We start from the raw sequence: 21,820 nt of genomic DNA, 5'->3' as shown, positions 1-21,820 counted from the left end.
TCATGAAGGGAAGGGGGCGAGCCGCTGATCAGGCCCGGAGGACGAGATCCAGGGGTGCGGAGAGCTCGATGACCGGGACCTCCCAGGGATGGGCGTCCATGATGCGGGACAGGACCCACGACACCTCGTCGTCTGTGGCGGAGGCGTCGATGTAGGTGGTGAAGGTGAGCGTGGGGGACAGGGAGCGGGCTCCGATCGCGCCCAGGGTCGGCGTGGCGCCGTGGACCGCGGTGAACCCCTCGGCGCCGATGCCGACCTCGAACACGTCGGTGTAGAGCCCGAAGTCCCCGACCTCCGGCGAGGTCTCCAGGACGTGGAGCAGCTCGCCCAGGGACGGGTCAGCCTCCAGGGCCGCGACGTCTCCGGCGGCCATGGCGGCCAGCGTCTGACGCGAGACGGGCCAGTACACCTTTATCGCCCGGACCGGACGGCGCCGGGCCGCCGCGGAGGCCCGCTCGTGGGGTGTGGAGGTCATCGTCGTGGACATGGCTTTCGCCGTCCCTTCTCGCGTGGAGCCGTTGGAGAGATGCTAGACGTGCATATAGTGCATTGGAAGATGTAAATGATGCACAATTTGCGAAGGGTGCAGACGCAGTAAGGTGTCAGCGGGCGTGCGACGTGGCTGAGGGGTTCATGGAATCGAGCGTGGGCAAGGGCCTTGACGTTCTGAGGGCGCTCGCGCGCCGGACCGCCGAAGGGCGCCGCCGGACCTCGATCAGTGATCTGGCCCGCGACATGGGCCGCGAGCGCAGCCAGCTCTCACGGGGGCTGGCCGCCATGGGCGACGAGGAGTTCGTCCTGCGCAACGGGTCGCGGTCGACCGCCCTGCACTGGCGGCTCTACGCCGGAGCCCAGGAGCTCACCGCGCACCGCCTGCGCACCGACGGGCAGACCGTCCTGGAAGGCATGACCGCCGAGACCGGCGAGAGCTGCTATCTCGGCGTCCTCGTCGGCGACACGACCGTGACGATCGCCGAACGCGTCCCCCAGGGCAGCAAGCAGGTCGGCTCCTGGATCGGCCGCCCCTACCCGGCGTACTGCAGCGACTGCGGGCAGGTCCTGCTCAGCGACGCCGACGACGAGGAGGTCGCCGCGGTCTTCGCGCGCACCGACTTCGTCCGCCACGGCCCCAACACGCCCACCGGCGTCGACGACTTCCTGCGGCGGCTGGCCGTCACCCGCGAGCGCGGCTACTCGATCGTCGACGAGGAGGCCGAACCCGGCCTGTACTCGGTCGCCGCCCCGGTCCGCGACTTCCGCGGCGAGGTGGCGGCGGCGGTCCAGGTCGTCGGGCCGCGCGTCCGCCTGGCCGCCCGTACGGCCGAGCTCGCGGCCACCGCGCTGCGCTGGGCCCGACGGCTGGAGAACGCCCTGCGGGGAACCCCGGACCAGCCCCGGTAGCCGCTACGGAGTCCGGGCGGGCGCGTCACGGGTGGCGGATCCGGGTGGCTGGCCCGTCGAATCAGCCCGTACCGGCCAGGTCGGTGAGCGGGGCGGGCAGCCCCGCCCGGTCGGGCACCACGCGGGGGAGCTCGCGCAGCCAGGCGCGCAGGTCCGCGGGCCACCACCGTCCCGCCGTCAGCCGGCCCAGCTCCTCGGCGACCGCCGCCGCCGAGGAGCGCACCGGCACCACCCGTACGGGCGCGGCCCCGGCCAGCACCCCGAGCCACCAGTGCCGCCACGTCCCGGGCATCCCGTCGGGGTCTATGACCAGGTAGTAGTCGGGCAGCACCAGCCGGTCGGCGCGCAGCTCTTCGAGCGCGGCCTCGATGGCCACCTCCAGGGCGCCGACCACGCCCGTGCCGTCGAAGAACGCCGTCCATGCGGCGGCCACGTCGGCCAGCGGATCGGCGTCGTGCACGACGTACGTCGCCGCCGAGCGCCCCGCGATCTCCATCACCTCAGCCGGCCGGAGCTCTCCCCGTGGGATCGCCCGCACGTTGTGCAGTCTGTCGAGGCCCGCGACCAGCTCCGCGGCGCCGTCCCCCGCGACCACGACCACCGTACTGCTCAATCGCCGCATGCCGGGCAGTTTACTGCCGCCCCCTGCGGCCGGGAGCCCGCGGCGCGTACAGTCCTGCAGGTGGGAGGTGTGGTGATGCCCGAATGGCTGGAAGCGGGGATGTGGGGGCTGGTGGCCGGTGGGGCCCTGGTCCTGGGGGCCGCGATCGCCTGGTCGGTGAGAGTCCCGGCGCGCTGGATCGCCATGATCATGGCCTTCGGGGCCGGTGTCCTGATCTCGGCGCTGTCGTTCGAGCTGATGGACGAGGCTGAGCGCGCCGGCGGGCTCTTACCGGCCGCGGCCGGCTTCCTCGCCGGTGCCTGCGCCTACGTGGCGGCCAACGCGCTGCTGGCCCGGTACGGCGCGCGGCATCGCAAACGTTCGGGCGATCAGCAACCGAGCGAGGCCGACGTCCAGGGAAGCGGCGCGGCGATCGCCATCGGCGCCCTGCTCGACGGCGTGCCCGAGTCCGTGGTGCTCGGCCTGTCCCTCGTGGGCGAGGGCAAGATCGGGCCCGCCGTGCTCGCCGCGGTGTTCGTCTCGAACGTGCCCGAAGGGCTCTCCAGCGCCGCCGGGATGAAGCGCGCGGGCCGCGACGCCCGCTACGTCTTCGGCATCTGGGGCGGGATCGCGCTGGCCAGCGGCCTGGCGGCGCTGCTCGGCAATCTGACCATGCAGTCCGCCTCGCCCGCGTTCACCGCGGTGATCATGGGTGTGGCGGCGGGAGCGATCCTCGCCATGGTGGCCGACACGATGATCCCCGAGGCCTTCGAGCGCGCGCACACCCTCACGGGGCTCATCACCACCGTCGGGTTCCTGGCGGCCTTCGCCATCGAGCGCCTGGCCGAGTGAATCCTCACCGGCCGAGCCATCGGCGCGGAGCGCGAATCCGCACCCGGCCGTAGGGGAGCATCCCGGTGACCAGGACGTGCGGAGCGCCGACCCGGGAGCTCCGGCAGGTCGGCGCTCGCCGGCACCAGGTCGCCGTGGGAGGTGGCGGTGAGCGCGAGTTCGAGCTCGGCCGGGTGGCTCAGAGGTCGAGGTCCTCGAGGGCGGGGCGCTCGGCGATCCTGGCGATCCGGTCGTGGAACTCGCCGGGGATCTTGCCGCGCAGCTCCTCGATCGTGCCGACGGCCTCCACGGTGGCCTCGCCCGGCACGCGGCTCCAGCTCCTCTCGCCCAGGCCGAGGTGGCCGAGCCAGGTGGTCGCCCGGTCGCCGGGCTCCGAACCGCTCACCCAGTCGGGCGACCGATCGACGTGCAGGACGAACGTGCCTTCGCCGGAGCGGTACACCCGGAACGTCTCCACCCGCCCGCTGCGGCTGGTGCGGCCCCACTCGCCGAGCAGCACCCCCGAGAAGCGCCGCTCGTCCCCGGCGGCCTGGATGACGATCTCGTCGTAGCCCTGGCGGCGGCCCTCCTCCGCCTCGACGTAGCGCCGCAGCGCCTCGCTGATCGCCGTCGCCGGCGTGCCGCCGGTCAGGTCCTGCGCCCGCGCCAGCAGCGGCAGGTCCTCCTCCGCGATCTCGATCGTCGTGTCGCGCGCCATGGTCGCCCTCCTCTGTATATACGTATAAGCCTACGTATAAGAGGATCCAGTGGCAACAGGCAGAGGTCAGAACAGGCCCGGCTGCTCGCTCGGCCGGTGTGGTGGTCGTCTGGGCGCGAGGCCGCCGATGGCGTCGAGGTCGTACAGGGACCGCCAGCGCGTGCGTCCCCCCTCGGCCAGCAGGCGCCGCAGCAGTCGCACCGTCACCTCGGCGTCCGGCAGGGCCCGGTGGCGTCCGGCCGGGCGGGGGATGTCGAGGTGCGCGATCAGGGTGTCCAGGCTGTGGGAGGGCAACCGCGGATACAGGTGGCGGGCCAGCCGCACGGTGTCGAGCAGCGGGACGGCGGCCAGCCGCGGGCACCACGACCGCAGCCCGGCGATCAGGGCCGCCTCCGTCGCGGCATGATGGGCGACGAGCCGGTACGGCGGCGCCGTCAGGCGGTCGTCGAGGGCGGCGATGACCTGCTCGGGCGGCGGGGCGGTGGCGAGCATCGCCTCGGTGATGCCGGTCTGCCGCACGTCCCACGGGGTGACGTGCACGCCGGCCGGCGGCGCCATCAACGACTCGAACCGCCACACCTCGGCCAGGTCGCCGCCGCTCGCCTTGACGGCGCACACGCCCACCTCGACCGGCACCAGGGGGCGGCCCTGCGGCGTCAGCCCCTCGAAGTCGATGACGACCAGAGTGTGGCGGGCGAGGACGGCGTCGTCGTACAGCGTTCTCCGTTCCTCCATCAGCTGTTCCCGGATTGGGTGAATCCGCTGGCGCGGACATGCGCGGCGACTGCCTGGCCGGATCCGCCTACCTCATCGAGGGTCATCAGCGTTTCGGCGTCATGGGCACCGTCGGTGGCGTACGGGACATTCCGTACGGCGAGGAACAAGGTGATCCGAGCAGCGGGCGCGTCCACGCGGTGACGGTACCCCGTCGCCCGTTCGCACACCCGCGTAGAGGAATTCGCGCCTCAGCGCGAGTGACGAGGGTGAGGCGGTTCGGGCGTCGCGGGCTCAGAAGGTGAGGAGGGAATGGCAGTGGTGCGCCACGAGCGAGGCCAGGCCGGGCACCAGCGCCACCGCCGCGGGCCCGCTCAGCAGCAGGGCCACGCTCGCCACGCCGGTCAGGCGCTCCACGCGCTTGAGCGGGGAGGCGGGGTTGAGCATGCGGCGTACGCGCAGGAGCGCGGTGTCGCCGCCGGCGCCGAGCGCGAACGCGGGCGCCCGGCCGGTGGCCAGGCCGACCAGCGCGGCGGCGATCTGCACCCGGGGATGACGCCGCGCCGCGACGTCGTCGGCCAGCAGCTCGATCAGCCGGACGATCTCCGCCTTGGCCGCCCCGAACACGGGCACCTTCGGGAACGCCCTGGCCAGAGTGTGCGCCGCGGCGAGCGCCAGGTCGTGCCTGCCGCGCAGGTGGGCGCGCTCGTGCGCCAGGACGGCGGCGACCTGCTCGGGGGTGAGGCTGCGCAGGGCGCCGGTGGTGATGACGGTCTGGGCGCGCCTGCCCGGCAGGCAGTAGGCCAGCCGCTCGTCGTGGTCGAGCACGATCGCGTCGAGGTCGCGGTCGCGCCGGCCGAGCAGGCCGAGCATCGCCGCGTGCGCGCGCCGTTCCATGCCCGTCCTGGCCAGGACGGCCGCGCCGCACGAGAGCAGGCGCACCAGCACCGCGCCCGCGGCCAGGAGCGCGCCCGCGCCGGCCACGGTCAGGCCGTCGCCGTCCGACAGCATCGCCGCGCACATCTCGAACAGCCCGGCCAGCCCGTGCCCCACGACGTCGGCGGGCACGGCGAAGGCGAACGCGGCCAGGACGGCGGAGGCGACCACGGAGGCGCCGGCCGCCTGCCACATCGCGATCGCCAGCCGGGGCGCCCGGTCGGCCCAGCGCGCGGTCCGCATCAGCCGCGGCAGCCAGATCGCGGCGACCACCGTGTAGAGCGCCAGGACGGCGGCTGCGATCACGCCGACCCGCCCTTGGGCGGGAACACCTGCAGGGCCGCCTCCAGGGCGGTCGCCTCCTCGGGGGTGAGCCGTTCGAGGAAGTGCACCAGCGTGGCGGCCTGGTTGCCGCTGCCGGCCAGCGCGGCCCGCATCAGGTCGGCCGTGTAGGCCTCCTTGGAGGCGACCGGCTCGTAGATGTAGGCGCGGCGGACGGGCTCGCGCTTGAGCAGGCCCTTGGTGTGCAGCTTGTCCATCACCGTCATGACCGTCGTGTAGGCGATGGTGCGCTCCTGCTGCAGTTCTTCCAGCACGTCCCGGACGGAGGCAGGCTGCCGCCGGGCCCACATCCGCTCCATGATGGTGGACTCGAGCTCTCCTAGGCCGCGCATCATGCCACGAATGCTATCCGCGGTCGTAGTGCCGAGGATATGCCATACGGAGGAGGGGTATAGTCGGCTCGGTAAGCCGTACATAGATGTACGAGTTAGAGGGAGTCTTCGGATGCCATCCATACAGGTGCGGTTGTCGGTGAACGGCCGCCGGCACGAGCTGGAGCTCGACACCCGCGTCAGCCTGCTCGACTGCCTGCGCGAACACCTCGCCCTGACCGGGACGAAGAAGGGGTGCGACCAGGGCGCCTGCGGCGCCTGCACGCTGCTGGTGGACGGCGAGCGGGTCAACTCCTGCCTCGTGCTCGCCGCCCAGTGCCAGGACGCCGAGATCACGACCATCGAGGGGCTCGGCGAGGCGGGGCGGGCGATGCGGGAGGCGTTCGTGCGTCACGACGGCCTGCAGTGCGGCTACTGCACGCCGGGGCAGATCTGCTCGGCGGTCGCCATGCTCGCCGAGTACGACGCGGGGGTGCCGAGCGCCGTCGGGGCGGCGAGCCTGACGGACGCCGAGATCAGGGAGCGGCTGGCCGGGAACCTGTGCCGGTGCGGCGCGTACAACGGGATCTTGGCCGCCGTGAGAGAGGCCGGCCGGTGAACCCGTTCTCCTACGTCACCGCCACCGACCCGGCCTCGGCCCGCGCCCTCGCCGCCGAAGGGGCGAAATACCTGGCGGGCGGCACCAACCTCGTCGACCTGATGCGCGCGGGCATCGAGACGCCGCAGCGGCTGGTGGACATCGGCCGGCTGCCGCTGGCCGGGATCGAGGACCTGCCCGACGGCGGGCTGCGGATCGGCGCCCTGGCCGGCAACACGCGCGTGGCCGCCGACCGGCGGGTCCGCGACCGCTACCCGCTGCTGTCCCAGGCCATCGTGAACGGCGCCTCGCCCCAGCTGCGCAACCGGGCGACGGTGGGCGGCAACCTCCTGCAGCGCACCCGCTGCGGCTACTTCTACGACCGCCACTCGGCCTGCGGCAAGCGCGAGCCGGGCGCCGGCTGCGACGCCCTCGACGGCTTCAACCGCACGCACGCCGTCCTCGGCGCGGGCGAGAAGTGCATCGCCGTGCACCCGTCGGACATGTGCGTGGCCCTGGCCGCCCTCGACGCCGTGGTCAACATCGCCGGCCGCGACCCCGTGCCGCTGGTGGACTTCCACCTCCTCCCCGGGGACACCCCGCACCTGGAGACGGTGCTCCGGCCGGGCGAGCTGGTCACGTCGATCGACCTGCCGCCCGTCCCCGCCGGCCGCTCGGTCTACCTGAAGGTCCGCGATCGGGCCAGCTACGCCTTCGCGCTGGTGAGCGTGGCCGCGTTCACCCACCTGGAGGACGGGCGGGCGAGCCGGGTGCGCATCGCGCTGGGCGGGGTCGCGCCCAAGCCGTGGCGCGCGTACGAGGCCGAACAACTCCTGACCGGCACCTCGCTCGACGATCACCTCATCGACCAGGCCGCCGAGCGGGCCCTGGCGGACGCGCGGCCGCGCGAGCACAACGCGTTCAAGCCCGAGCTGGCCAGGCGCCTGATCCGCCGAGCCCTGAAGGGAGCCCGGTCATGACCCTCGCATCCCGCGGCTTCACCCTGGCGAGCAAGGCGATGACCAGGCTGGCCAGGCTCCTCCCCGACGGGAGGCCCGACCCCCTGGCTCGCCGGCGCGCCGAACTGGGCCGGCCCGCCGACAGGCTGGACGGCCATGCCAAGGCCGCCGGCGCCGTCCGCTACACGGCCGAGCACCGGCTCCCCGGCCTCGTCCACGCCGCCGTGGTGGGCAGCACCGTCGCCAGAGGCCGCATCATCACCGTCCACATCCCTCCGGCGCCCGGCGTGCTGCTGGTGATGACCCACCACAACGCGCCCGCGATGAGGCGCACCGGCGCCTACGCCACCCTCCGCGGCCCGCTGGGCGCCGCCGCGATGAGCCTGCCCGTGCTCAACACCGACGAGATCTTCTGGTACGGCCAGCCCATCGCGGTGGTCGTCGCCGAGTCCCCGGAGCAGGCCGGGCACGCGGCCTCGCTGATCCACGCCGACTACGAGCGATGGCCCGCCGTCCTGTCGATGACCGGGCAGCGGCCCTTCACGCCCGCGCACGCCGTACTGGAAGAACCGGTGACCAGGATCGGTAACCCCCGCGCCGCCCGGGCGGCGGTCACCGTCGAGGCCGAGTACGCCACGCCGCTCGAATACCACAACGCGATGGAGCCGCACGCCACCGTGGCCCACTGGGAGGGCGACCGGCTCACCGTCCACGACACCTCGCAGTACCCCTACGGGGTCAAGGAGATGCTGGCCAAAAAGTTCTCCCTGCCCGAGGAGAACGTGCGCGTGCTCGCGCCGTTCATCGGCGGCGGCTTCGGCGGCAAGAGCGTGGCCTGGCCGCACGTCTGGCTCACCGTGGCGGCGGCCAGGCTCTCCGGCCGCCCGGTCAGGCTCGTCCTGTCGCGCGCCGACCTGTTCGCCATGACCGGTGGCCGGGCCCCGACCCGCAGCCGCGTCTCGCTCGGCGCCGACGCCTCCGGGCGGCTCACCGCGCTGGAACACCACGGCCTGTCGTCGTGCAGCGCCGACGAGTTCGCCGAGGCCGCGGTCATCGCCTCCCGGCACCTGTACGCCTGCCCCAATCTCCACAGCGCCCAGCAGGTGGTACGCCTGGACCGCATCCAGAACGCCTTCTTCCGCGGCCCGGGCGTCGCACCGGGCTCCTTCGCCCTGGAGTCGGCCATGGACGAACTGGCCTGCAGGCTCGGCCTCGATCCGCTCGAACTCCGCCTGCGCAACGAGCCGGACCATGACCCGGCCGGCGGCAACCGGTTCACCAGCCGCCACCTGCGCGAGGCGTACACCCTCGGCGCCGACGCGTTCGGCTGGTCGCGGCGCCCGCCCGAGCCCCGCGCCATGCGGGACGGCCGCTGGCTCATCGGGTACGGCATGGCCGCCGCGATCAACCCCGACGCCGTGCTCATCGCCGGAGTCAAGCTCCGCCTGTCCGCCGGCGGCACGGTCACCGTCCGCAGCAGCACCAACGAGCTGGGCGCCGGCACCTCGACCGCGCAGAGCCAGGCCACCGCCGACCGGCTCGGCCTGCCCCTCGACCGGATCCGCTTCGAACAGGGCGACTCCGACGTGGCCAGGACCCGCATCCCCGGCGCCTCGGCCGCCACCACCACGCTCGCCTCCGCCATCTGGTCGGCCCGCGACAACCTCGTCCGCGAGCTGCTGAAACTGGCGCGGGGCACCGGTTCGCCGCTGGCCGGGCTGTCGCCCGGCGAGGTGGAGACCCGCGACGGCGGCCTGTTCGGCCCCCGGGGAGGCGAGACCTATGAGCGCATCCTGACCAGGGCCGGGCTGGACGCGGTGGAGGTGGAGGGGAAGTCGGCGCCGCCTTACCAGACGATCAAGCGCGGCACCTACTCCTACGGCGCGCACTTCTGCGAGGTGCGGGTGGACGAGGACACCGGCGAGACGCGCGTCACGCGCTGGGCCGGGGCGTTCGACGGCGGCCGGATCGTCAACCCCAAGCAGGCCGCCGGCCAGATGCGCGGCGGGATCATCATGGGCATCGGCATGGCGCTGACCGAGGAGGCGCTGCTCGACGAGCGCACGGGCCTGATCGTCAACCAGAGCCTGGCCGACTATCACGTGCCCACGCACGCCGACGTGCCCGACATCGACATCCGCTTCGTCGACCGGCCGGACCCGCAGACCCCGCTGGGCGCCAAGGGCATCGGCGAGCTCGGCATCGTGGGCGTGGCGGCCGCCGTCGCCAACGCCGTCCACCACGCGACCGGCAAGCGCGTCCGATCCCTGCCCATCACCCCGGACAAGCTCATGCTTTGAATACGGTAGGGGGGTATGGTACGTTGCGGGAACCGGAAGGGGCAGACATCACCGGAGAGGGTTGATCGACATGGCTACCGCTACCTACACCGTCAAGGGCATGACCTGCGGCCACTGCGTGAGCTCGGTGAAGGAGGAGGTCGGTGAGGTGTCCGGGGTGACCTCGGTGGAGGTTGACCTGGCCAGCGGCCTGCTGACCGTGGAGAGCGAGAGCCCCGTGGACGCGGCGGAGATCGTCGCGGCCGTGGAGGAAGCGGGCTACGAGGTGGCGGCTCCGGCATGAACCGCCCGCGCCGTCCTTGACGATGACTGACCTGAGGAGAGACCACATGCGACGGCTCGCCGCCCTCGACCCGGCCGAAGCCCCGGAGAAGTCCCGGGAGTTGCTGAACGACATCATCGGCCGCACGGGCTCGGCCGGTGAGATGATCTCCACCATGGCGCACTCGCCGGCGATGCTCCAGGGCTACCTGGACCTGTCGCGGGCCATGAAGCGCAGCAAGCTGCCCCGCGCCCTCAGCGAGAAGATCTCGCTCGCCCTGCAGGAGTGGATCGGCTGCGGCCTCTGCCTCGACGCGCACGCGGCGGGCGCCCGGGCGGCCGGGCTGAGCGAGGCCGACATCGCCCTGGCCCGCCAGGGCACCTCCACCGATGCCCGGGAGGCGGCGCTCATCGCGGTGGCCACCCGCGTGCTGGCCGAACCGTCGTCACTGACGGACGAGGACGTGGCCGAGTTGAGGGCTCATGGCTGGAGCGAGCGGATCATCGCGGAGCTCCCCGGCCTGGTCGCCCTCAACCTGCTCACCGGCTCCTTCAACCTGCTGGCCGGTCTGGAGCCGGCCGGGAGGGCTACCTGAGCGGGCCGGCCTTCGGGCAGAATCGGGTCTCGAAGAGCGTGGTGAAGGTCTCGACGAAGTCGTCCCAGTCGCCGTTCAGGTTGGCGACGAGCATGTGGGTGCCCTGGCGGTCGCCCATCACGTACGTCATCGAGCCCTGGATGAAGCCGCCGCCGCCCCAGAGCGTGACCCCGCACGGAAGCGTCTGGGAGTAGACGCCGAGGCCGTACCTGGTGTTCGGGACCCAGCCCGCGCCCTCCGTCGAGACGGTGGTGAACATCTCCTTCTGCTGCGCGGGCGCGAGCAGGCGGCCGCGCAGCAGGGCGCGCAGGAACCGGTGCAGGTCGGAGGTGGTCGAGACCATGCCCCCGGCGGCCCCGGCCCAGCTCAGGTCCGCGTGGGTCACGTCGCGGACCTCCGCGGGCCCGCCGGCCTCGTCGGACTTCGAGTAGTGCCGGGCGTGCGGGTCGCGGATCGTGTTGTCGGCGCCGGGCAGGTACGTGCCCGTCAGGCGCAGCGGGCGGGCGACGCGGCGGTCGATCTCGTCCGCGATGGTCGAACCCGTCGCCTGCTCGACGATCATCCCCGCCAGGTTGTAGTTGACCTTGGAGTAGATGAAGCGCTTGCCGGGCTCCTCGGGGCGCGGGGTCTCCTGGCCGGGGAAGGCGTCGGGGAGCCCGCTGGTGTGGTTGAGCAGCTGCCTGATCGTGATCTTGGTGCCGTCCCCGCCGAGGTGCTCCTCCACCACGCCGGGCAGCCACTTCGCCACCGTGTCGTCCAGGCTCAGCTTGCCGTCGGCCACCACCTGCAGGACCACCGTGCCCACGAACGCCTTGGTGAAGCTCCCGATGCGGAAGTGCTCGCCCGGCCGGCGGTGGCGTCCGGTCTTCAGGTCGGCCACTCCCGCCGTCCCGAACCACGGGGCCGCGTCGCCGTCCCTGAGCTCGGCGACGATGCCGGGGCCGCCGCCGTCGGCCACGACCTGGTCGAGCGCGCGCTGAAGCCTGGCGTGGCCCCGGTCGGCCGCGGAGGCGGCGGGGATCGTCATCGCGGTGGCCGTCGCGGTCAGGGCGGCGACGAGCAGGCCGGTACGGAGCACGGACATGGTGCCTCCATGGAGGTCGGAGAGGGCGTGGTCGATCCGCCGGGCGGAGGTGCCGGCGCAATAAGCAACGCTAGTTGACTAATCTGGACTTAGTCAACACGGGTTGCTTGGGCGCCCTCTCCGGTCTCACGAAGGGCCGCTGACGTACCGGAGGGTCAGCTCGTCGAGATTGAGCCAGTTCGCGCTTCCCTTGGACGCGTTGAAGATGACGGAGACGGTGTTGGCCCCTTCCCGGAGCACGACGTTCGGCACGGTCACCGTGTTCCACGTGCTCCACGAGCCCGTGGAGGGGAACCGGAGGGCGTCCACGGCTGCGCCGCCGTTGACGAAGAGGTGGCGGACGGCGTCGCCCGCGGCGGCCGCGTAGCGGAAGGTGAGCTCGTACGTGCCCGCCCGGCTGACGTCGGGCCGCAGGTCCACCCACTGGCCGTCGGCGTTCCAGCCGGCCACGTAGCCGGTGCCCGTGAAGCCGGGATGGGTGGACTCGGTGCCGACGCCGTGCAGGGTGCCCGACTCGGCCTGGTGCTGGGCGGAGACGTCGAGGCGGTCGAGGTTGAGGTAGTTGCCCGAGCCCAGCTCGACGCGGATGGTGTTGTGGCCCCGGGCGAGCGTGACACCGTTGAGCACGGCCGTGTTCCAGGTGCCCCAGCCGCCGGTGGACGGGAACGACAGGTCGGACTGGGCGCCGTTCGCGATGATCCGGCGGGAGGCGTCCCCGGCGCCGGCGGCGTACCGGAAGCGCAGCTCGTAGGGCCCGGCGGAGGGCACGTTGACGTGGAAGGTCAGGGTCTGGCCGGAGGTGTTCCAGCCGGCGAGGTAGCCCCGGCCGCTGAAGCCGGCCTGGGTGCTCTCCGCGCCGATGCCCGACGACAGCGCGTTCTCGGCCTCGTGCCGGCCGTTCTCCGGCTGGAGCCCGGTGTTGCCGTCGTGCTGGACGAGCTGGAGCGCGCTGACGGCGGCGGCCGCGGTGAGGCTCTGCAGGTACGTGGCGGGGGCGGGCGCGGACCAGTCGGGGCCGGCGAGGTCGTCGCCGGTGCGGCGGTGGCGCCAGGCCTGGGTGGCGTTGCGCTGGAGGAAGGGCAGGTACTGGGTCTGGCCGTGCTCGGTGACGAGGGTGTTGAGCGAGCGGAACAGCAGCGACTTGAAGCCCCCGGCGTCGTCGGAGCCCTCGTGCATCATCGTGCCGCCGTTGGTGAGGTAGGTGGTGGCCCAGTCCGCCGCCGCGCGGGCGTCGGTCAGGTAGGAGGCGGTGCCGGTCGCGCGGTGGAGCGCGGCGGCGGCGCCGATGTAGGTGCCGAAGTTGTAGCTGAAGTCCCACTTCACGAGGGTGCCCGAGCCCTCGATGTGGTCGTAGACGTGCCCGGACTGCTGCAGACCGGCCTTGATCCAGGCGAACAGGCTCTGCGCCCGCGCCAGGTAGGTGGCATCGCCGGTCGCGGCGTACAACTTGGTGGCGGTGATCACCGCCGGGGCGTTGGTGGCCACGTTCTTCTGCGTGTGCACGCTCCTGCGCCACCAGATGCCGCCGCCGAACGTGGAGTCCTGCTCGGCCCAGATCTGGTCGAACAGGGCACGCGACCGGTTCAGGTACGTGGCGTCACGCGTGATCTCGTACGCCCGCGCGCAGGCCAGCGCCCACCAGCCCAGGTCGTCGTTGAAGTCGTTGGCGAAGGTGGGGTAGGAGGCGACGAAACCGGCGTAGACGTCGTCGATCAGCTGCCGGTAGGCGGCAGTGCCAGTGCGCTGGTAGGCGTCCATCACCAGCTCCCACAGCTGGGCCTCCCACCAGAAGTCGGTGTACAGGCCGCCTTCCGGGCCGTGGGCGTGCTCGGCGTGGATCTGGTGGTCGCTGTTGGTGTAGAAGTACTTCTTCGCCGGATCCCAGAAGGCGGACACGAAGGCCGACATCGCCGCGTCGGCGTCGGTGGCCACGGTGGCGTGCGCGGGAGCGGGGGCGAAGGTGAGAGCCGCGGCCAGCAGGAGGCCGGCGGCCGCCGCGCGCGCCCTCACTGGTTGTTCTCCGTCAGCACCCGGTCACCCTGCTCCTGGGCTTTGGCCAGGGCCTGCTGGGCGGTGCTCTTGCCCTCCATGAGGAGCTGGAGGTTCGGGATGAGGGCCTCCTCCTCCATCGGCGCGTAGCCCGCGCAGGCGGGGCGGATCTTGGCGTACTGCAGCGTGTCCAGGATCGGCTTCCAGAACGGGTCGCCGGAGAAGAAGGGGTCCTGCGCCGCCTGCACGTTGCCGGGGATGTTCAGGCTCGTCCTGGCCCACAGCAGCGCGTTGTCCTTCTCGGCCGTCCACCACTTGACGAACTCCCAGGCCGCGTCCTTGTGCTTGGCCGCCTTCGGGATCACCAGGCCGAAGCCTCCCATGAGGCTGGCACTGCCGCCCTGCGGCCCGGTCGGCGGCGGCACGATGCCGAAGTCGAGGTCCTTGCCGTACTTCTTGTACGTGGTGATGTTCCAGGGCCCCGTCAGGATCATGGAGACCTTGCCGGTCGCGAAGGCGTCGGTGCCCTCGCCGAGCCCCTTCTCGAAGCCGCTCTGGTAGACGCCCGCCTTGATCATGCGGCTCCACAGGTCGAGGACCTGCAGGCCCTGCGGGCCGTTGAAGGTCGTGCGCGAGCAGTCGTCGCCGACCATCTGGCCGCCGGCCTGGCGCAGGTACATGCTGAACAGGCCGGTGTCGTCCATCGACAGGCCGGCGCGCACGAGCTTGCCGCCCTCGCGCCTGGTCAGCTTCACCGCCGCCTGCTCCAGCTCGGCCCAGGTGCGCGGCGGCTCGATCCCGGCCTCCTTCAGGTGGGCCTTGTTGTAGAACAGGGCCCGCGCGTCGACCGTGAGCGGCAGCCCGTACAGCTTGCCGCCGTGGGTGAGCTCGCGCAGCGCCTCGCCGTAGAAGCGCTCGCGCTCGATGCCGTCCTTCTTCAGCAGGTCGTCGATCGGGGTGAGGACGCCCTTCGGCGCGTAGCTCGCCGTCCGCCAGCGGTCCCAGAACATGACGTCGGGGGCCTGCCCGGACGTCGAGGCGGTGAGGAACTTCGTGAGCATGTCCTCCTGGACGACGTAATCGACCTGGATCTTGGGGTGCGTCTTGTTGAAGGCGGCGGTCATGGTCCTGAACTGCTGTTCGCCCTCGCCCGACCAGTCGCCCCAGAACTTCAGCCGCACCACCCCTCCCGCCGAGGAGGGGGCGTCGGACGAGGCGCAGCCGGTCGTGATCGTCGCGAGTACGGCGAGGGCGGTGGCGGCCAGCCGCTTGACCAGGGTCGAGTGCATCGGCGGCGCGCTCCTTTCTGAGAGGGGGGTGTCACTGGAGGCCGGAGCCGGTGAAGGCCAGGCCTCGAGTCAGGTAGCGCTGCCCGAAGGCGAACAGCAGCAGGGTGGGCAGCATGGCGACGATCGATCCGGCCATGAGCGGCCCGTAGTCGGTCTGCCGGTTGAAGGAGAAGGCGGCCAGGCTCATCTGGATCGTGCTCATGTCGGGGTCGTTGAGCACGATCAGCGGCCAGAGGAAGCCGTTCCAGCCCGCCACGAAGGTGAAGACCGCCAAGGTGGCCAGGGCGGGACGGCACAGCGGCAGATAGATCCGCCAGAAGATGCGGAACTCGGGGCAGCCGTCGACGCGTGCGGCCTCGCCCAGCTCCCTGGGCAACGCGAGGAAGAACTGCCGCATCATGAACACCGCGAACGCCCCGACGGCACCCGGCAGGATGACCGCCCAGTACGTGTTGAGCAGGCCGAAGCCGCCCTGGCCGGCGAGATCGTTGCCCCCCGCCAGCGGCAGGTTCTTGACGATGAGGAACGACGGCACCAGGGTCACCACGGACGGCACCATCATCGACGCGAGCAGCAGCCGGAACAGCGCCCGGCTGCCGCGGAACGGCAGCCGCGCGAACGCGTAGCCGGCCAGCGACCCGAGCAGCAGGTTGGTGGCGACGCCGGCCACGGCGAGCAGCAGCGAGTTGGCGAAGTGCCGGGCGAAGGGGACGGTGCTGAACGCCGCCCCGTAGTGCTCGAAGGTGATCGTGGTGGGCAGCCACTTGATGGGCAGGGAGATGATCTCGTCGTCCGGCTTGAGCGACGTGCTCAGCGACCACAGGAACGGCAGCAGCATGAACAGCCCGACGACGGTGAGCACGGCGTAGAACAGCGTGATTCTGATCGTCCGGATCATGTCTCGTCGCTCCGGTTGATCCGCATGTTGATCACGGTGACGGCCACGATGACGAGGAAGAGCGTGAACGCCTGCGCCGAGGCGTAGCCCATCTGCAGCCGGTTGAAGCCGGTCTCGTAGATCTGGTAGACGGGCGTCAGGGTCGAGTTGCCCGGACCGCCCTTGGTCATCACGTACGCCTGGTCGAAGAGCTGGAACGCGCCGATCAGCGACATCGTCGTGACGAACATCGTCGTGGTGCGCAGCTGCGGCCACGTGATGTGGGCGAACGCCGCCCAGCGGCCCGCCCCGTCCAGGGCGGCGGCCTCGTACAGGTGGCCGGGGATGTTCTGCAGCCCGGCGAGGTAGATCAGCATGTTGGAGCCGACTCCCTGCCACAGGGTGACCAGCACGATCGAGAGCATGGCGGTGCTGCTGTCGCCCACCCACGCCGGGCCGGGGACGCCCAGGAAGCCGAGGATCTCGTTGACCGGCCCGTAGTGGCTGTTGAGCATCCAGGTCCACACGGTCGCGGCGGCCACGGGGGAGGTGACCACGGGGATGTAGTAGACCGTGCGGAAGACGCCCATCGCCGGGAGCCTGCTGTTGAGCGCCACCGCGAGCAGCAGCGAGACGGCGATCATCGCGGGCACGAACATCGCGCAGTACAGCAGGATGTTCTTCAGCGTGAGGGCGAAGGTGGCGTCCTCGATCAGCCTGGCGTAGTTCGCGAGACCGGCCCAGGCCGGCGGGGTCAGCACGTCGTAGGAGGTGAAGCTGAGGCCGAGGGCGCCGATGACGGGCAGCACGGTGAAGACGAGGAACAGCACCATCGGCGGCGCGGCGAACAGCGCCCCGGCCCGCGCCTGGTGCCGGCTCAGCAGGGAGCCCCCCGGCCGGGCGCGGCCCGGGGAGGCGCGGCCGGCCGCGGACCGGCCGGCGAGCGTCTGGGTCATGTGAGTGCCACCTCCATGGCGAACTGCGCGAACAGGCTGTTGGCCCAGCCGAACCAGGGGCGGGTGAAGACGCCGGGATCGTCGGGGTCGAAGCTCTCGTGGACGTATCCGGTGCCGGCCGTCGTGGCGGCGAGCACGGCCAGCAGCTCGTCCCGCTCCGAGGCGTCGGCGGACGTCAGGCCCTGCATGATCAGTGACAAGGGCCAGACATGTCCGGACTTGGTATGCGGGCTGCCCACGCCCCGCGCGTACCGCCCTTCGGCGTAGTGCGGGTTGCCGGGGCTGAGCACGAAGGCGCGCGTGCTGCGGTACGCCGGGTCGGACGCCGGCCGGTATCCCAGGTAGGGGATGGAGAGCAGGCTGGGGATGTTGGCGTCGTCCATCAGCAGGTGGTTGCCGAGGCCGTCGGTCTCGTAGGCGTAGATCTCGCCGTGGACGGGGTGGCGGACGACGGCGTGCCGCCGGATGCCCTCGTCGATCTCTTCACGCAGCCGTACGGCGTCCTCGGCCAGGTGGGCGTCCGCGTAGACCTCCCGCGCGAACCTCGCCAGGTATCCCAGGACGACGACGGCGAACATGTTGGCCGGGACGAGGAAGCCGTACGTGCACGCGTCGTCGCTCGGCCGGAACGCCGAGCGCACCATGCCCGTGTACCCGCAGGCCGGGCCGCGCCCCTCGTCGACCAGCGTGTCGGTGGGCAGCCCGGGATCCGGCCGGACGAAGCGGTACGGCGAACGCTCGGGCCGCTGCTCGGCGCGCATCGTGCCGACGGCGGAGACCAGCATGCGGTACACGGACTCGTCGAACACCGAGGCGTCACCGGTCGCCTCCCAGTAGAGGTGCAGCAGCCGGATCGGATGGCACAGGGAGTCCAGCTCCCACTTGCGCTCCCAGACCCACGGCCCCGCGCGCGGCACGTCGTCGTGGTGGCCCTGGCCGTTGGGGCTCTCGTTGAACGCGTTGGCGTACGGGTCGATCGCGACGTACCTGGCCTGCCGGTGGATCACCCCGCGCACCATGCGGCGGACCTCGTCGTCGGCGGCCGCGTGCCGCACGTACGGCTCGACCTGGGCGGCCGAGTCGCGCAGCCACATCGCCGGGATGTCGCCGGTGAGCACGAACGTCGTCCCGTCCGGCAGCGGCTTGACCGTGCTCTCCAGCGTGTTGAGCAGGCACTGCCGTAACATCGCGGCGGCCGCGGGGTGCCGCCGCGCGAGTAGGGGCTCGACCTTGTCGGCGAGGTCATGTACGGCTTTCACACGGTTCCCTTCGGTGTCGCTTGAGGGAAACGTAGAAATCAAGTTGTCATAAGTCAATATGTCTGAAACATAGAGCTATAAGATGATATATATCTGGATGAGTTGACATACCAAGTGAACGGGCGAGGGAAGAGTGGCTGAGAGAGGCCCGCTGCTGTACGAGCGGATCGTCGACTACCTGCTGGACGAGGTCAGGCGAGGCGCCCTGGCCCCGGGCGACCGCGTGCCCTCGGAGATGGAGCTCGCCGAGCGGTTCGAGGTCAGCCGCATCACCTCCAAGAAGGCGCTCGAGCTCCTCCGGGAGGCCGGCGTCGTCCATCGGATCCGCGGCAAGGGCTCGTTCGTGGCCGCGGCCCTTCCCGACCTCGACCGGCTCACGCCCGCCGCGCGCCCCGCCGAGGGCGAACGCGTCCCCGGGGCCATCGCGATGATCTATCCGGACGCGTCGGAGGCGTACGGGCTGGAGCTGCTGTGCGCGGTGGAGGAGCGCTGCGCCGAGCGGGGCATCACCCTGGTGATCAAGCGCACCCGCGGTAGCCAGGAAGAGGAGGAGAAGGCGATCGAGTCGATGGTGGACGCGGGGCTCGCCGACGGCCTGATCGTGTTCCCCGTCCACGGCGAGTACTACAACGCCGGCCTGCTGCGGACCATCCTCGACGGCCACCCGCTGGTCCTCGTCGACCGCTACCTGGCCGGGATCCAGGTGTGCGCCGTGCACACGGACAACGTGGCCGCCGCCCGCGCGCTGACCGAGCGTCTGCTCGACCAGGGGCACCGGCACGTCGCCTTCGCCTCGCCCCCGCCGGACAACACCTCCAGCATCGAGGAGCGGCTGGAGGGCTTCCGCGCCGCCTGCGCCGCCCGCGGCCTGCCGCTCGATCACCAGCATCACCTGACCGAGCTGTCCAGCACCCTGCCTGGCGCCTTCACCCCGGACAACGTGCTGGCCGACATCGAGCGCGTCCGCGCCTTCCAGGCCCGCGAACCCCAGGTCACCGCGTTCGTGGTCTGCGAGTACAACCTGGCGCGGGTGCTGGACCGCGCGATCGACGGCCCGGTCATCGCGTGCTTCGACTCGCCGCTCGACCCCATCGCGGGGCCTGCCTTCCTCCACGTACGGCAGGACCAGCGCGAGATGGGCAGACGCGCGGTGGACCTGCTGCTCGCCCAGACCCGCGGCGAGCCCGTCCCCGCCCGCTCCATCGTGCCCTTCACCATCGTCGAACCCGTTTGATGGACGGAGACCCCTTGCCCGACGTGTGGAAGCCCGACGTGTGGCAGCCCGACGTGTGGAACCACCGCGCCGACCTGGCCCAGCGCAGCCTCGACCACTACTTCGCCGCCCCGGGCGAGCAGCTGTTCAACAACTGGTATCCGCTGGAGCCCGGCGACAACGACGTCTTCAACTACTGGTGGCTCGCCCACGCCGTCGACGTCCGGATCGACGCGTACCTGCGGACCTCGGACCCGGCACGTCTGGAGCAGGCCAGACGCATCCACGACGGGATCCTGCGGCGCAACGGGGGCGCGCTCTTCAACGACTACTTCGACGACATGCTCTGGCTCGCCCTGGCGACCCTGCGCCTGGCCGAGGCGACCGGGGAGAGCGCGCTGTACGGCGAGGCCGTCGAGCTCTGGCAGCACGTCCTCGACCACGGCTGGAACGACCACGAGGGCGGCGGCATCGCGTGGCGCGTCTCCCAGCCGTACTACAAGAACACCCCCGCCAACGCCCCGTTCGTCATCCTCTCGGCGCGGCTGCACCGGCACACGGGCGACGGGCGCTACCTGGAGCAGGCCCGGCGGGCCATGGACTGGCTGGAGGCGACGCTCGTACGACCGGACGGGTTCGTGCACGACGGCGTCAACCGCCAGGAGGACCACGCCATCGACGAGGACTGGCGCTTCACGTACAACCAGGGTCTGTACGTCGGCGCGTGCGTCGAGCTCGCCCGCACTCCGGGCGAGGAGGGCCGCCTCTCCCGTGCCGCCCGGACCGCCCGGACGGCCATCGCGGAGCTCGGCGTGGACGGCGTGTTCGCCGCCGAAGGGGCGGGCGGCGACGAGGGACTGTTCAAGGGCGTCTACTACCGCTACGCCCGCGAGCTCATCGAGGCCGCCGAGGTGCCCGAGGTCAGGGCCTTCGTGCTCGGCAGCACCGAACACCTGTGGCAGGCGTGCGGCCGCGACGGGCTCGTCCTCGCGAGCGACCAGTGGAACCGCCCGCCCGGGGCCAAGGTCCCCCTGTCGGCCCAGCTGAGCGCGGCCATGGCCACGGAGATGTGCGCCGCCCTGACGTCGTCACACGTGCCTCCGCCCGGGCAGCCCGAAGGCAGCCGCTGACGCTCCCGCCGCGCCGACGGCGCCGGCACAGCAGGGCGGCGCCGTCGGCGCGGGGGACCGCCGGCCGAACCGGGGGTAGGCCGTCACGAGGGCACCCGGCCGGCCACCCCGGCCTCGACGGTGACGGGCCGTCCGAAGGCGGTCACCAGAGACCCCGATGGGCCAGGTTCACGGCCAGGGCTGCCACCGCCAGGGAGAAGAACACGGCCCAGGGGCCGAAGTGGTGGTCGCGGGCCCGCAGGTGGGCGGCGAACGCCCCGAGGAAGTACAGCACCAGGCCGGCGGCGGCGAGGGTGCCCAGCGCCGGCACCGCGAATCCGGCCAGCAGCCCCAGCGCGCCCGCCCCCAGCAGCAGGCCCAACGGGAGCATCCAGGAGTGGGGGACGCCCATGATGTCCGCCTGGCGCTTGGGGTAGTCGTGGCCGATGAGGTTGGCGACGGCGGCCAAGCCGTTGATCGCCGAGGCGAGGACGGTGATGACGAGGTAGATGGTGAACACGAAGGTCTCTCCTTCTCCGTGAGGACGGCCGGTCGGTCGCCTCACGGACGGGGCGGCGCCCCGGGGAGTGACAGCGTGCTCATGTGACATAGGTCATGGCGCCACGCCGGCGAGCTTCTCCGGATTGCTGACCACGTGCACCGTCTTGATCGCTCCATCGAGCAGGTGCAAGGTGATCGCCAGTACCGGCGTGCCTCCCGAGCGGACGACGATCCCCGGGCCGCCGTTGACCTGGAGCACCTGGGCGCGCGAGTCGGCGGGCATGCGCTTGGAGAGGATGACGACCGCGCGGGCCACGTACTCATGCCCGTGGATCGGCTTGCGGGGCGCGCCGGTGAGGCCGCCGCCGTCGCTCACCATCGTCACGTCCGGTGCCAGCACCTCCATCAGGGCCTTCAGATCGCCGCCGAGGCAGGCGGCCAGGAACCGCTCGGTGGCCTGCTGCCTGGTCGCCGGATCGGTGTCGTAGCGGCGGCGGCGCTCCTCGACCGCCTTCCTGGCGCGGTGCGCGATCTGCCGCACCGCCGCGTGGCTGCGCCCGACGAACCGCGCTGTCTCGGCGTGGCTGTAGCCGAAGGCCTCGCTCAGCACGAACACCGCACGTTCCGTCGGCGACAGGACCTCCAGCACGAGCAGCATCGCGGTCGACACCGAGTCGGCGAGCACCACGTCCTCGGCGACGTCCGGGAGAGTGAGCATCGGCTCGGGCAGCCACGGCCCGACGTAGGACTCCCGCCGCACGCGCGCGCTGCGCAGCCGGTCGATCGCCAGCCGGATGGCCACCCGCACCAGATAGCCTTCGGCGTCCGCGACGGCGGCCACGTCGACGCGGCTCCAGCGCAGCCAGGCGTCCTGCACCACGTCCTCGGCCTCGGTGACGCTGCCCAGCACCCGGTACGCCACGGCATGCAGCAGACCGCGGTGCTCGGTGAACTTCCGCTCGGCCTCAGACATGC

At 71.8% G+C, this 21,820-nt stretch carries 24 protein-coding genes; 9 read left to right on the top strand and 15 right to left on the bottom strand.

Translation table 11 applies throughout. The features are described from left to right. Window positions 1-28: 28 nt before the first annotated feature. Window positions 29-487 carry a hypothetical protein gene (locus ACFKCF_RS10250; RefSeq protein WP_394492736.1) on the bottom strand — a complete coding sequence of 153 codons (459 nt, stop codon included), beginning with the start codon at window positions 485-487 and terminating at the stop codon, window positions 29-31. A 146-nt stretch (window positions 488-633) separates the two neighbouring features. Between ACFKCF_RS10250 and ACFKCF_RS10245 the strand changes: the two genes are divergently transcribed. Beyond that, window positions 634-1,401 (top strand): IclR family transcriptional regulator, encoded by a 768-nt coding sequence (locus ACFKCF_RS10245; RefSeq protein ID WP_394492735.1) that lies wholly within the window; start codon window positions 634-636, stop codon window positions 1,399-1,401. A gap of 61 nt (window positions 1,402-1,462) precedes the next feature. On the opposite strand, the gene ACFKCF_RS10240 is transcribed toward ACFKCF_RS10245, so the two are convergent. Next, complete coding sequence (locus ACFKCF_RS10240) at window positions 1,463-2,023, bottom strand: hypothetical protein (RefSeq protein ID WP_394492734.1); 561 nt, start codon at window positions 2,021-2,023, stop codon at window positions 1,463-1,465. 75 nt (window positions 2,024-2,098) lie between these two features. On the opposite strand from ACFKCF_RS10240, the gene ACFKCF_RS10235 reads away from it, so the two are divergent. Continuing rightward, complete coding sequence (locus tag ACFKCF_RS10235; protein WP_394492733.1) at window positions 2,099-2,854, top strand: ZIP family metal transporter; 756 nt, start codon at window positions 2,099-2,101, stop codon at window positions 2,852-2,854. Between the two features lie 178 nt (window positions 2,855-3,032). On the opposite strand, the gene ACFKCF_RS10230 is transcribed toward ACFKCF_RS10235, so the two are convergent. The 5 genes from ACFKCF_RS10230 to ACFKCF_RS10210 form a co-directional block, all read right to left on the bottom strand. Then, entirely contained in the window at window positions 3,033-3,551 is a 519-nt protein-coding gene (locus ACFKCF_RS10230) for an EXLDI protein (RefSeq protein ID WP_394492732.1), read from the bottom strand. A gap of 66 nt (window positions 3,552-3,617) precedes the next feature. After that, the gene (locus ACFKCF_RS10225) at window positions 3,618-4,286 is read right to left on the bottom strand and encodes a PolC-type DNA polymerase III (RefSeq protein ID WP_394492731.1); all 669 of its coding nucleotides are present in this window, start codon (window positions 4,284-4,286) and stop codon (window positions 3,618-3,620) included. Beyond that, window positions 4,286-4,462 carry a hypothetical protein gene (locus ACFKCF_RS10220; protein WP_394492730.1) on the bottom strand — a complete coding sequence of 59 codons (177 nt, stop codon included), beginning with the start codon at window positions 4,460-4,462 and terminating at the stop codon, window positions 4,286-4,288. The genes ACFKCF_RS10225 and ACFKCF_RS10220 overlap by 1 nt, the downstream gene beginning before the upstream one ends. A gap of 97 nt (window positions 4,463-4,559) precedes the next feature. Then, window positions 4,560-5,507, bottom strand: coding sequence for a M56 family metallopeptidase (locus ACFKCF_RS10215; RefSeq protein ID WP_394492729.1), 948 nt, complete (start codon window positions 5,505-5,507; stop codon window positions 4,560-4,562). Further along, the gene (locus ACFKCF_RS10210; protein WP_387559214.1) at window positions 5,504-5,878 is read right to left on the bottom strand and encodes a BlaI/MecI/CopY family transcriptional regulator; all 375 of its coding nucleotides are present in this window, start codon (window positions 5,876-5,878) and stop codon (window positions 5,504-5,506) included. The genes ACFKCF_RS10215 and ACFKCF_RS10210 overlap by 4 nt, the downstream gene beginning before the upstream one ends. 109 nt (window positions 5,879-5,987) lie before the next feature. On the opposite strand from ACFKCF_RS10210, the gene ACFKCF_RS10205 reads away from it, so the two are divergent. From ACFKCF_RS10205 to ACFKCF_RS10185, 5 genes are all read left to right on the top strand, one after another. Continuing rightward, window positions 5,988-6,473 (top strand): 2Fe-2S iron-sulfur cluster-binding protein, encoded by a 486-nt coding sequence (locus ACFKCF_RS10205; protein ID WP_394492728.1) that lies wholly within the window; start codon window positions 5,988-5,990, stop codon window positions 6,471-6,473. Beyond that, a complete protein-coding gene (locus tag ACFKCF_RS10200; RefSeq protein WP_394492727.1) occupies window positions 6,470-7,432 on the top strand; it encodes an FAD binding domain-containing protein in 963 nt (320 codons plus the stop codon). The genes ACFKCF_RS10205 and ACFKCF_RS10200 overlap by 4 nt, the downstream gene beginning before the upstream one ends. After that, window positions 7,429-9,711 carry a xanthine dehydrogenase family protein molybdopterin-binding subunit gene (locus tag ACFKCF_RS10195; RefSeq protein WP_394492726.1) on the top strand — a complete coding sequence of 761 codons (2,283 nt, stop codon included), beginning with the start codon at window positions 7,429-7,431 and terminating at the stop codon, window positions 9,709-9,711. Before ACFKCF_RS10200 ends, ACFKCF_RS10195 begins: the two co-directional genes overlap by 4 nt. A gap of 70 nt (window positions 9,712-9,781) precedes the next feature. After that, window positions 9,782-9,994 carry a heavy-metal-associated domain-containing protein gene (locus ACFKCF_RS10190; RefSeq protein ID WP_394492725.1) on the top strand — a complete coding sequence of 71 codons (213 nt, stop codon included), beginning with the start codon at window positions 9,782-9,784 and terminating at the stop codon, window positions 9,992-9,994. Between the two features lie 46 nt (window positions 9,995-10,040). Next, window positions 10,041-10,568, top strand: a complete 528-nt coding sequence (locus ACFKCF_RS10185; protein ID WP_394492724.1) for a carboxymuconolactone decarboxylase family protein — start codon at window positions 10,041-10,043, stop codon at window positions 10,566-10,568. Here the strand turns inward: ACFKCF_RS10185 and ACFKCF_RS10180 are convergent. The 6 genes from ACFKCF_RS10180 to ACFKCF_RS10155 all read right to left on the bottom strand — a co-directional run bounded on the left by ACFKCF_RS10180 (window position 10,561) and on the right by ACFKCF_RS10155 (window position 18,022). Continuing rightward, window positions 10,561-11,652, bottom strand: coding sequence for a serine hydrolase domain-containing protein (locus ACFKCF_RS10180; protein ID WP_394492723.1), 1,092 nt, complete (start codon window positions 11,650-11,652; stop codon window positions 10,561-10,563). The two genes, ACFKCF_RS10185 and ACFKCF_RS10180, sit on opposite strands and share 8 nt — an antisense overlap. Before the next feature lie 126 nt (window positions 11,653-11,778). After that, window positions 11,779-13,662, bottom strand: coding sequence for a glycoside hydrolase family 76 protein (locus ACFKCF_RS10175; RefSeq protein WP_394492722.1), 1,884 nt, complete (start codon window positions 13,660-13,662; stop codon window positions 11,779-11,781). Then, a complete protein-coding gene (locus tag ACFKCF_RS10170) occupies window positions 13,659-14,930 on the bottom strand; it encodes an ABC transporter substrate-binding protein (protein WP_394492721.1) in 1,272 nt (423 codons plus the stop codon). Before ACFKCF_RS10170 ends, ACFKCF_RS10175 begins: the two co-directional genes overlap by 4 nt. A 31-nt stretch (window positions 14,931-14,961) precedes the next feature. Continuing rightward, the gene (locus tag ACFKCF_RS10165) at window positions 14,962-15,828 is read right to left on the bottom strand and encodes a carbohydrate ABC transporter permease (RefSeq protein ID WP_394492720.1); all 867 of its coding nucleotides are present in this window, start codon (window positions 15,826-15,828) and stop codon (window positions 14,962-14,964) included. Further along, window positions 15,825-16,763: a carbohydrate ABC transporter permease gene (locus ACFKCF_RS10160; RefSeq protein ID WP_394492719.1), complete on the bottom strand. Its 939-nt coding sequence runs from the start codon at window positions 16,761-16,763 to the stop codon at window positions 15,825-15,827. Before ACFKCF_RS10160 ends, ACFKCF_RS10165 begins: the two co-directional genes overlap by 4 nt. Then, entirely contained in the window at window positions 16,760-18,022 is a 1,263-nt protein-coding gene (locus ACFKCF_RS10155; protein WP_394492718.1) for a glycoside hydrolase family 125 protein, read from the bottom strand. The genes ACFKCF_RS10160 and ACFKCF_RS10155 overlap by 4 nt, the downstream gene beginning before the upstream one ends. A gap of 133 nt (window positions 18,023-18,155) precedes the next feature. Between ACFKCF_RS10155 and ACFKCF_RS10150 the strand changes: the two genes are divergently transcribed. Then, window positions 18,156-19,256: a GntR family transcriptional regulator gene (locus ACFKCF_RS10150; protein WP_394492717.1), complete on the top strand. Its 1,101-nt coding sequence runs from the start codon at window positions 18,156-18,158 to the stop codon at window positions 19,254-19,256. 23 nt (window positions 19,257-19,279) lie between these two features. Then, window positions 19,280-20,365 (top strand): glycoside hydrolase family 76 protein, encoded by a 1,086-nt coding sequence (locus tag ACFKCF_RS10145; RefSeq protein WP_394492971.1) that lies wholly within the window; start codon window positions 19,280-19,282, stop codon window positions 20,363-20,365. A gap of 142 nt (window positions 20,366-20,507) precedes the next feature. On the opposite strand, the gene ACFKCF_RS10140 is transcribed toward ACFKCF_RS10145, so the two are convergent. Together ACFKCF_RS10140 and ACFKCF_RS10135 are read right to left on the bottom strand one after the other, a co-directional pair. Next, a complete protein-coding gene (locus tag ACFKCF_RS10140) occupies window positions 20,508-20,864 on the bottom strand; it encodes a DoxX family protein (protein ID WP_394492716.1) in 357 nt (118 codons plus the stop codon). A 93-nt stretch (window positions 20,865-20,957) separates the two neighbouring features. Next, entirely contained in the window at window positions 20,958-21,818 is an 861-nt protein-coding gene (locus ACFKCF_RS10135) for an RNA polymerase sigma-70 factor (RefSeq protein ID WP_394492715.1), read from the bottom strand. Window positions 21,819-21,820 lie beyond the last annotated feature (2 nt).

The organism is Nonomuraea sp. JJY05 (assembly GCF_043496855.1).
Taxonomy (GTDB): domain Bacteria; phylum Actinomycetota; class Actinomycetes; order Streptosporangiales; family Streptosporangiaceae; genus Nonomuraea.
The sequence above is the reverse complement of the archived record's forward strand: the minus strand, read 5'-3'. Positions and strand labels throughout refer to the sequence as shown.